The organism is Chitinophaga sp. (genome assembly GCF_036569125.1).
Lineage (GTDB): Bacteria > Bacteroidota > Bacteroidia > Chitinophagales > Chitinophagaceae > Chitinophaga.
Window position 1 is genome coordinate 1 of sequence record NZ_DATCRF010000221.1, and the last position, 9,428, is coordinate 9,428.

At 45.2% G+C, this 9,428-nt stretch carries 9 protein-coding genes and 2 tRNA genes; 8 read left to right on the top strand and 3 right to left on the bottom strand.

Annotation, left to right across the window (positions count from 1 at the left end):
* The 3 genes from VIM87_RS07850 to VIM87_RS07860 all read left to right on the top strand — a co-directional run.
* Positions 1-761 (top strand): PepSY-associated TM helix domain-containing protein (locus VIM87_RS07850; protein WP_331996451.1); only part of this gene is annotated, 761 nt, incomplete at its 5' end.
* A 227-nt stretch (positions 762-988) separates the two neighbouring features.
* Positions 989-1,064, top strand: a tRNA-Gly gene (locus VIM87_RS07855).
* A 27-nt stretch (positions 1,065-1,091) separates the two neighbouring features.
* A tRNA-Gly gene (locus VIM87_RS07860) sits at positions 1,092-1,164 on the top strand.
* 248 nt (positions 1,165-1,412) lie between these two features.
* Here the strand turns inward: VIM87_RS07860 and VIM87_RS07865 are convergent.
* Positions 1,413-2,585 (bottom strand): hypothetical protein, encoded by a 1,173-nt coding sequence (locus VIM87_RS07865; RefSeq protein WP_331996452.1) that lies wholly within the window; start codon positions 2,583-2,585, stop codon positions 1,413-1,415.
* Positions 2,572-3,552, bottom strand: a complete 981-nt coding sequence (locus VIM87_RS07870; protein WP_331996453.1) for a DUF2157 domain-containing protein — start codon at positions 3,550-3,552, stop codon at positions 2,572-2,574. Before VIM87_RS07870 ends, VIM87_RS07865 begins: the two co-directional genes overlap by 14 nt.
* 133 nt (positions 3,553-3,685) lie before the next feature.
* Here VIM87_RS07870 and VIM87_RS07875 point away from each other — a divergent pair, with 133 nt between their 5' ends.
* On the top strand, positions 3,686-4,558 hold the full coding sequence (locus tag VIM87_RS07875) for an SMP-30/gluconolactonase/LRE family protein (protein ID WP_331996454.1): 873 nt from the start codon (positions 3,686-3,688) through the stop codon (positions 4,556-4,558).
* A gap of 183 nt (positions 4,559-4,741) precedes the next feature.
* Positions 4,742-5,035 (top strand): GNAT family N-acetyltransferase, encoded by a 294-nt coding sequence (locus VIM87_RS07880; protein WP_185937270.1) that lies wholly within the window; start codon positions 4,742-4,744, stop codon positions 5,033-5,035.
* A gap of 138 nt (positions 5,036-5,173) precedes the next feature.
* Here VIM87_RS07880 and VIM87_RS07885 read toward each other — a convergent pair whose 3' ends face one another.
* A complete protein-coding gene (locus tag VIM87_RS07885) occupies positions 5,174-5,674 on the bottom strand; it encodes an OmpH family outer membrane protein (protein ID WP_331996455.1) in 501 nt (166 codons plus the stop codon).
* 327 nt (positions 5,675-6,001) lie between these two features.
* On the opposite strand from VIM87_RS07885, the gene VIM87_RS07890 reads away from it, so the two are divergent.
* The 3 genes from VIM87_RS07890 to VIM87_RS07900 are packed head-to-tail and all read left to right on the top strand — an operon-like array spanning position 6,002 to position 9,422.
* The gene (locus VIM87_RS07890; RefSeq protein WP_331996456.1) at positions 6,002-6,622 is read left to right on the top strand and encodes an RNA polymerase sigma-70 factor; all 621 of its coding nucleotides are present in this window, start codon (positions 6,002-6,004) and stop codon (positions 6,620-6,622) included.
* Positions 6,623-6,632: 10 nt separating this feature from the next.
* Complete coding sequence (locus VIM87_RS07895; protein ID WP_331996457.1) at positions 6,633-7,610, top strand: FecR family protein; 978 nt, start codon at positions 6,633-6,635, stop codon at positions 7,608-7,610.
* Between the two features lie 15 nt (positions 7,611-7,625).
* On the top strand, positions 7,626-9,422 hold the full coding sequence (locus VIM87_RS07900) for an STN and carboxypeptidase regulatory-like domain-containing protein (protein WP_331996458.1): 1,797 nt from the start codon (positions 7,626-7,628) through the stop codon (positions 9,420-9,422).
* Positions 9,423-9,428: the final 6 nt, after the last annotated feature.

Here is a 9,428-nt window from a genome sequence, read left to right on the forward strand (position 1 = left end):
GCCTGTTGCTGAACGATAAGTACGGGCAACCCATTGTAGGTTGGAGCACCTTTATTTTTGTGATCCTGCTCATCACCGGGCTGATCATGTGGTGGCCTAAAAAGTGGAATAAAGCCAACCGCGACAAAAGCTTCAAAATTAAATGGAAAGCCGGCTTCAAAAGGGTCAATTACGATCTGCATAATGTACTGGGCTTTTATGCCATGCTGGTAGCGCTGGTTATTGCATTTACCGGTATGGTATGGGCGTTTAAATGGTTTGAGGCTACCGTATATGTAGTGGCTTCCGGTACCACCACGCCTCCTGAAGTAAAGCAGTACGAGTCGGCCCCGGCAACGGTACAGGCAGGCAGCAACCCGCTGGACATAGCCTATAGCAAGGCGTTGCCCATGCTGAAAGAGGCCAAGCGCTTTTATATTTATGCAAATGAAAGCCCTAAGGGTGTGATCACTGTTACCGGGAATAAAAGTGTGGAAACGTATTACGGAACTGATCAACTGACATTCGACCGGTATAGCGGCGCTTTCCTCGGAAGAAGGAATGATTCGCACAAGAACAGGGGAGAGCGGCTAATAGAAATGAATTACGATATTCATGTAGGCGCTATCGGAGGGCTGCCCGGAAAGATCCTGGCATTTGTTATCAGCCTGATCTGTGCGTCTTTACCTGTAACAGGTTTTTATGTATGGTGGGGTAAACGGAAGAAATCGAAGAAGAAGCCTGTTGTTATCCGCAAAGCGACGGTAGCGGGAACAATGTAAATAAAAAGTATTACTGATTTTTTAATGAAACGCTTTTCCCTCTTGTATTTCAGCAAATTGTTATACAGTGGTGAGCAAAAAAAATCCCGAAAAACTCCAAAAAAAATTTTGTGTTTTCAGTCCGTTTCCTATCTTTGCAATCCCAACGAAAACGCCACGGGGCAAAGCAAACGGAAGAATGCGGTTCAACGGGAAGAGTTCTTAAAATAACAAAGTTTTTAATACCTGCGAAAGTAGCTCATTTGGTAGAGCACGACCTTGCCAAGGTCGGGGTGGCCGGTTCGAGCCCGGTCTTTCGCTCCAGTTTTTTATAAAGTTCTTAATACATCTGCGAAAGTAGCTCATTTGGTAGAGCACGACCTTGCCAAGGTCGGGGTGGCCGGTTCGAGCCCGGTCTTTCGCTCTAAAGCCTGACTGATCATCCAGTCGGGCTTTTTTTATGCCCGCAAGTGAAAGGATTTTTAATTGGCAGGATATATTTGCCGGAAAGTGATATTTCCCGTAGCCGGGTTTTATGCCCGGGAAACCAAATTTCTTTATAAGGAGCCTGTTTAAGCAGGCCTCTCCGGAATACGGAGAGGCTGTACATATAGTTCATCTAATAATGAGATAGCGCTTACGGGCCTTTCATGGCACTGGATAGAAGTTCATTTAATAATCCCCACTGGCGCCGCCGCCGCCACCGGAACCGCCGCCAAACTGTATATCGTTGCCTGTAGCAGGCTGGGCGCCCGGCACATAGGTTTGCGCAATAATGAGGGATTCCAGTTTTAATTTATCTGCCAGGGATGGATCTTCCGGTTCCTTGTAAGTAAACCCGTGTTTGGGTTCCTTCAGGTAACGGATCAACGCCCAGGCGCCAACGGTAAGTACCAGGCCGCCAATCACCATGGCTGTTTCCAGCGGAAGCACGCTGTGATAGTACCGCACGGTAAATACGATAGCTGCCAGCAATATCATCCCGGTGCGCAGCAGCACCGCATCTTTTTTACGGATGCCCAGCCACAGGTATACTACCGGAACAACCGCCGTATAGATCCAGAAGAACCAGGCGCCGGGAATGCTTTGCCCTTCCTGCAGTTGCAGATCAAACATCCTGTTGCTCAGCTCTCTTACCACAAAATAATTACCCGCCAGGTAAAGCGTGAGTAAAGACAGCACGGATAAAACGGTGAGACAATGTTTATAATGCCTGCTGAAATGATATGCGGATATTTTCTTTACAGCAATGTATGCGGTGATGGATACTGCCATGATAAGAAAAGGCATAATGATTTTGACAACAGGCCCCAACTCAATGGCGATAGAGAATATAAAGCCAACAAAAGCAAGATAGGCTATACCAGCCATCATCATATCCGCAAAGCGTAAGGTAGCCAGCAATGTAACGAAGCACACCACAAAGCAAATGGTAGTGGCAGAAATGTGCCCAACTATAGCCATACTGCTGCAAATCAGCAAAACGGCTCCCCACAGCAGGGCATCGTCAACGCCTGCACGAAATAGTTTCCTCTCCCTGATAAACATCTCCAGAGCACCATAACATACCAGTCCGGCGAAGATGCATAATCCTGCAAAACCGTCTTCATTCCGGAGAAAATCCAGCATCATCAGTGATAACAAGCCGAGCGAAAAGCAAACGATTACCACGGTAAGAATAAACAGCCCGATCTTAATTACCGGGTTAGGCGTATAAAAATTTACCGGGTGTGCAGCCTCAATGGCCTTGTAGGTAGCAACTTCTATGCAGTTTTTACGCAACGCTTTTTCTGCTTCTTCTTTTATTTCAAGATTATCGAGGGTAGTGGAATTATACGCGAGCATGTTTGATTTTTTTGTTGAGGTTGATCAGTAACACAATTACACCAATGGCGGAGCCAATGAAATACAACAGACCGAGATATACACCGCCAATATCGTCTGTTAAAATAAGCATGCGCACCACTGCAATACTTATAGCTACATAACTATACAGCACCGTGATCAGTACAAAGTAAAAGGAGCGTTCTTTGAATGCTTCCTGGAAAAGGAAATAAGCAATAACCGCCATAAACGCGAACCAGGCCATCCAGCCAGTATCAAACACCATCATACCAGCCACACAGGCAATGAAAATAATATGCGCGCCAAAATTCTGATAGGTAAAGGCAAAATGTTTTTTAAGATTTTTCCGGGCAGATATAAATGCCAGCGAAAGCAGGAGCACACCCAGTATGGCGCCTGTGTAGATAAGCCTTTCGTTGCCAAAATCGTTGGCCGACAGCACCTGGAAAGGAGTAAGCGCAATACCCATCCAGGCCGCCAGGTTGGTGATGGCCATAGACAATACCCCCAGGTGATCGAAATAATAAGCGCTTACCGTGAGCACCGCCAGCGGAATAAAGGTGGCTAATCCATAAGCAGTGCCAAATGCAGTGTACTGGAACTGCAGGTAGCCTACAAAGGTAACAAAGGTGAGGCAGCCTAACAGTAACGCATAATCGAAAAAGGCATTGGGTGAATTTACTTTCTCCCATGAAAAAGGTGCTTTTTTCCGGATACAGTAGCCGAAGCAACCGGCGCTGATGGCGCCAATGATCAGCAGTATCACCTGGTGGCCAATGGTATCTATATTTTTATAGATCAGGATGCCTAAGCCGCCGCTTAGCAGCAATACGCCTAAATAAAGCAGTGTTTTGATTTCCCAGTGGAGGGAGAACAGCCGCTGATCTTCTGCAGTTTTCACCGCTGCAAGCTCCGTGTCGTTTATCAGTCCTTCTGAGCGGAGCTTTTCAAATACTTTAATATTCATAGATGGAGTTAAAGAAGTTGGAATTAACAATCATTACCCGCTGCAATATACATTATCAGCAGGCAAAACTATATATTGTGATATACCGAAATGATGAGCTGCATAGCTTTTTATCAAACCAATAATGATGAGTATGAAAATATACCGGGCCTCCCTGTTATCGGCATTAGCCTGTGAATTGGGCGAAGGCGCCTGCTGGTGGCCGGAAAGGAACAGCTGGTGCTGGGTGGATATCCTGGGCTTTACTATTTATATGCGGGATATAAGCGGCTTTCAGCAAAAGTTTAATACCGGTGGCTATGTAACCACATTGGCGCCGGTAGCCGGAAGGAATGAACTGGTGGCCGGGTTAAAAGACGGCATAGCCTTTTTTTCCCCGGAGCAGGGAATGGGCCGGCGTATCGCCATACTGGAGGAACGCAGCCAGGTACGCTGCAACGACGGCAAATGTGATCCTGCAGGCCGGTTATGGATTGGTACCATGCAGATGCCGCCGGAAGAGGGAACGGGCAATCTTTATTGTATTAACGGAAAGGCTCAGCCGGAGCTGAAGCTGGCGGGTGTTACCATTTCCAACGGGCTGGTATGGGCAGGAGATAAGATGTACTACAATGATACGCATACCCGTACAGTACAGGAATTCAGTTATGATGAAATAACAGGCGCCATTGCATTTTCGCGGGTAGCGATACATATTCCGCCGGAACTGGGTTGGCCGGATGGAATGGCGACGGACAGTGAAGGCATGCTATGGATTGCCCATTGGGGCGGCTATGGGGTATATCGTTGGAACCCCGTAACAGGTGAACTGCTGGGAAAGGTGGAGATACCGGCTCCGCATGTATCTTCCTGTGCTTTCGGTGGACCGGGAATGGACGAGATGTTGATTACCACCGCCAGGGAGCATATGACTGCTGCACAGCTCGATGAATATCCCCTTAGTGGTAGTGTGTTTCACGTGAGGTTGCCAATTAAAGGCTTGCCTGCCAACTACTTTAAGTATTAGCTATTTTTACATATTATTGTTTCACGGTTTTCTGCTATATTATTAGTATATTTGCAGCCGGAATCGGCTTTTTTAGGGTATTTTAATACCATTCGTACTATCTTATTTCAACTTTCCCTTTGCAACAGATACTTCCCTTAGTATGCTACCACTGGAAACATCATGTAAAAAATAATAATGATCATGAAGGATTTTAAAATCATTGACAACAAAGAGGCCAGGCAGTTTGAAGCGCATATTGCGGGACAACTGGCTAAAGTAATTTATGAGAGGAATGGAACCCGTATTTTCCTGACCGGGGCGGAAGTGCCGCCGGTATTGGAAAAACAAGGTGTGTTACCAATGATGCTGGGAAAAGTAATGGAGGAAATTTCTGCACAGAATATCCGTATGGTACCTTCCAGTAAAAAAGTAGCGGAATTTGTTCGCAGTAATCCTAAGTGGAAAACCCTGCTGGCGCACGGTTTACATATATAGCTCTTTATTTTACATTTGACATTTAGTTATTTAATTATTTGCCGGCCATCTGTATCATCAGAAAATAAGAATGGCGGAAGATTCATCAGACAAGAAGACCAGTCAGATAACTAAATAACTAAATATTCAAATGCCCTCTTACCTGATCCCCATCTTCGCCTTCACTGCTGTCATCAGGTCATCGGCTTCTGCGGATACTAATACCGCGTCTCTGGAGTTATCAATCACCAGCGTGTAGCCCTTTTCGTTAGCTACCGCCCTTAATATCTTTTTTGCCTTATCCAGGATGGGCGCCAGCAATTGCTGCTCCCTGCTATTCATAGCCTGTTCAGACATCTCTTTGTACTTCTGGATATTGGCAGATAATGATTTGATCTCGTTAAGCTTTACTTCTTTCAGGGCATCACTTATTTTGCTTTGTGTGCTGTCGAATTCCGTCACTTTTCTCGTGTACTCGGCCACCAGCTGCTGCCCGTCTGCATTTAACTTCTCCTGTAAAATATTCAGTGAGTCTCCTGCCAGTTTACTTTCCGGCATCATCGCAATCATTTGCTGAAAATTGATATAGCCCGTTTTGGATTGGGCCAGAAGAACAGTTTTTCCTAACAGTAAAATGCAAAGTGTACAGATATATTTCATCCGGGATAATTTCCACAATGATAATAGTCCAGTTGTGAAATATTCTTTAACACGAATATAAAGTAATGTTAAAGTAACGCGGAGTTTGTCCTGGAACGCTGATTTAGATGATTTCGCTGATTTCACTGATCTTTTTTCAAAAATATTATATTTAATTAAATATATAAATAATGTATAAACAACAAATAATTAGTTTAAACAACCATCAACAAGAACCTCAAAAAATAAAATCAGTGGAATCAGCGTAATCATCTAAATCAGCGTTCCAGGACAAATTCCGCATAGGGGTAAAGAGGCAGCAAGGTGTCGTATAATAAATCAGTTCAATTGGCAGAAGGAATTATATTTGACGTTAGATATCAAACCCTAGGCATGGAATTTATAAATCCGGGTAATACTGCAGCGCCGGTAATAGAAAACTCATTAACGTTTGAACAGGTTTTTAAAACTCATTTTAAAGGCTTGCATGCCTATGCATGTACATTATTAAAAGACGAAGTGATGGCAGAGGAGATGGTACAGAATGTCTTTTGTAAACTATGGGAAAAATCAGGTGATATAAAAATAAAGCAATCTGTTTCGGGATACCTGTACCGCGCGGTGTATCATGAATGTATTAATTACCTGCGGCATCAGAAAGTAAAAGCAGCCCACCAGGCGCATACCAGATACCAGATGAACAACGACCAGGATATTGGCAATGCATCGGGTAAGGTAATGTTGCGTGAACTGGAAGAGAAGCTGGAAGCAGCTTTGATGACGCTGCCGGAAAAATGCCGTACTGTTTTTCAGCTCAGCCGCTTCGAAGAACTGAAATACCAGGAAATAGCAGATCGCCTGGATATCTCTATAAAAACTGTGGAAAACCAGATGGGCAAAGCGTTGCGCTTACTACGACTCAACCTGGTGGATTTCCTGCCTTTGTTAATAATTTTGCTCCACCTGTAAAAGTGCATCTGTGAAAAATACATCTACACATATAAATGACGACCTGCTGGTAAAGCACCTGCTGGATCTCACCACACCCTCCGAGAAAGCAGCTGTAACTGCATGGCTGGCGGAGAAAGCAGAGCATCAGCGCTACTTTGAGCACTTTCGCCTGATATGGGAAGAAAGCAGGAAACTGGCTGCCGTAAGCACGGTGAATGAAAACGACGCATGGTCGCGCTTTCAGCAACGGGTAGGGGCCAACGAAAATACCCCCCGCATTGTAAAAATGGATACCGGTTTTTCCTGGCGGCCCATTCTCCGCATTGCAGCAGTACTCCTTATCATGATTGGCGCTGCCGGCGCCTGGTATATTTCCCAACAACGCAATGCCCCGCTGATAGTAAGCTCCGGAGAACAGATCAAACAGGATGTATTGCCGGATGGCTCACAGGTAACGCTGAATAAACAATCTACCATTACCTACGCAGGCAATAGTAAACAACGCTCTGTAAAACTGGAAGGGGAAGCATTCTTTAACGTGGCACAGGACCCGGGCAAGCCCTTTGTGATCAAAGTAAATGATGTGACGGTAAGGGTATTGGGTACTTCTTTCAATGTTAAAAGCACGCATGGCAAAACAGAAGTAATTGTGGAAACCGGCGCAGTGGAAGTAACAAAGAATAAAAACAGCGTGCAGCTGAAACAACATGAGAAAGCAGTGGTCACCGAGCAGCAGGAAGCGCCCAGCAAACAAAACAATACAGATGAGCTGTATAACTATTACCGCACCCAGACGTTTGTATGCAATAATACTCCTTTGTGGAAACTGGTGGAGATCCTCAATGAAGCATATGGAGTAAACATCGTTATCGCCAACAACGATAAACGTGATTTACAGATTAATTCTACCTTTACCAACAGTTCGCTGGATAGTACTTTAAAAGTGATCGGGCTTACTTATGAGATTGCCGTTGAAAAACAGGGATCACAAATTATACTGAAATAATAGCCTTCGTACTGTATGTTACCACCTAAGCATTTGCTGACCTTTTTATTTGTTTGTTGTTTTTCATTACCACTGGCTGCACAGCAGCTGCTTAATAAAACGGTTAGCATCGAAGCAAAGCAACGGCCGCTTTCTGAAGTACTGACTACGATCAGCAAACAGGGAAATTTTTATTTTTCATATCTCAGTACTATCCTCCCGCAGGACAGCCTGGTAAACATCTCTGTAAAAAATAAAAGTGTAAAACAGGTACTCGATATTTTATTCAACGGTGATTTTATATATAAAGAATCAGGAAATTATATCATCCTGCTGAAAAAAGCGCAGGGGCAGGTATACTACCTGATCAGCGGGACGGTCACGGACCGGAAAACGGGGCAACGGCTACCCAACGCGAGTGTGTATGAACGACAGCAACTCATTTCTACCTTAACAAACAACGACGGTTACTTCAGGCTGCGGTTAAAGGATAAATATCCTACCGCAGCCATTAGTGTTAGTAAGGACCTCTATGCCGATACCTCTTTGTTGCTTACTACCGGCTATGACCAGGAGATAGCGGTAAGTATTGCTCCTGCTACCTATCAGTTGAAAGTGGTAGATATTACCGGGCATACAAGGGTAGAAAAAACCTGGTTTGGAAACGCATTCCTCTCCTCCCGCCAGAAGCTAACCAGTTTAAACATCGGTGGCTTCCTGGCTGATAAGCCTTACCAGGTATCGCTTACACCGGGCCTGGGCACACATGGCCGGATGAGCGGGCAGGTAGTGAATAAGTTTTCCGTGAATATGCTGGGTGGTTATGCCGCAGGGGTAGATGGCGTGGAAATAGGCACTGCATTCAATATCGTGAAAAATGATATGCAGCATGTACAGGTAGCGGGATTGGTAAATATAGTAGGCGGAAAAACAAAAGGTGTACAGCTGGCAGGGTTTCACAACAATGTGCTGGACTCTATGAAGGGCGTGCAGGTAGCGGGCTTTAGTAATATCACGGAGGGCAGTATGGAAGGAGTGCAGCTCACCGGCGCTATTGGCCAGGTGCGTAAAAATATGCAGGGGGTATCTGTTAGCGGTATAGGCGGTATTAACCGCGGTTATACACAGGGCTGGCAGGTAGCAGGCGCCTTCACCTATAACGGTAAAAACCTGGATGGGCTGCAACTCAGCGGCATAGGCAACTACAACAGGGAGAATGCCTACGGCGCCCAGCTTGCAGGTGTGGGCAATATCAACCGTGGGGTGATGAAAGGTGTACAGATTGCCAGCATTTTCAACTACGCCAAGCAAATGGATGGGGTGCAGATTGGCCTGGTGAATATTGCAGATACAGTGAACGGATATAGCATCGGTATCATCAATATTGTGCGTAAAGGGTATAAGAAAGTAGTATTATTCAGTACTGATGTGATGCCTTTTAATATTGCCTGGAAGGCAGGCCGCAGTGAGCTTTACAGCATCCTGCAGGGCGGCGCGGACCTGAGGGGGAACAGTAAGGCATGGTCGCTGGGATATGGTATAGGAAAAATTATTCCATTCAATAAAAAACTGTCTTTAGCCGCTGAAATTACGGAGCAGACTGTTTTCCTCGACGCCTGGGACTGGGATGCCCAGATTTTCCGTTTGCAACCTTCTCTCAACATTAAATTATCCAAACGAATCAGCCTGTTTGCAGGGCCCTCTTTAGCTATTTGTACTGATGATAAAGCGGGGAATAAGTCCACCGACTTTGGTGCGCACTATCCCTCTTTTAAAATAGGTAATTCAATTGCCGCATGGATAGGCTGGCAGGCTGGCATCAGTATTTTTTAAATTTAA

Bases quoted from the DNA above. Each gene is read 5' to 3' on its own strand.
- VIM87_RS07880 (WP_185937270.1), top strand. From the start codon at position 4,742: ATGAAGGATTTTAAAATCATTGACAACAAAGAGGCCAGGCAGTTTGAA.
- VIM87_RS07885 (WP_331996455.1), bottom strand. From the start codon at position 5,674: ATGAAATATATCTGTACACTTTGCATTTTACTGTTAGGAAAAACTGTT.
- VIM87_RS07875 (WP_331996454.1), top strand. From the start codon at position 3,686: ATGAAAATATACCGGGCCTCCCTGTTATCGGCATTAGCCTGTGAATTG.
- VIM87_RS07870 (WP_331996453.1), bottom strand. From the start codon at position 3,552: ATGAATATTAAAGTATTTGAAAAGCTCCGCTCAGAAGGACTGATAAAC.
- VIM87_RS07900 (WP_331996458.1), top strand. From the start codon at position 7,626: ATGTTACCACCTAAGCATTTGCTGACCTTTTTATTTGTTTGTTGTTTT.
- VIM87_RS07865 (WP_331996452.1), bottom strand. From the start codon at position 2,585: ATGCTCGCGTATAATTCCACTACCCTCGATAATCTTGAAATAAAAGAA.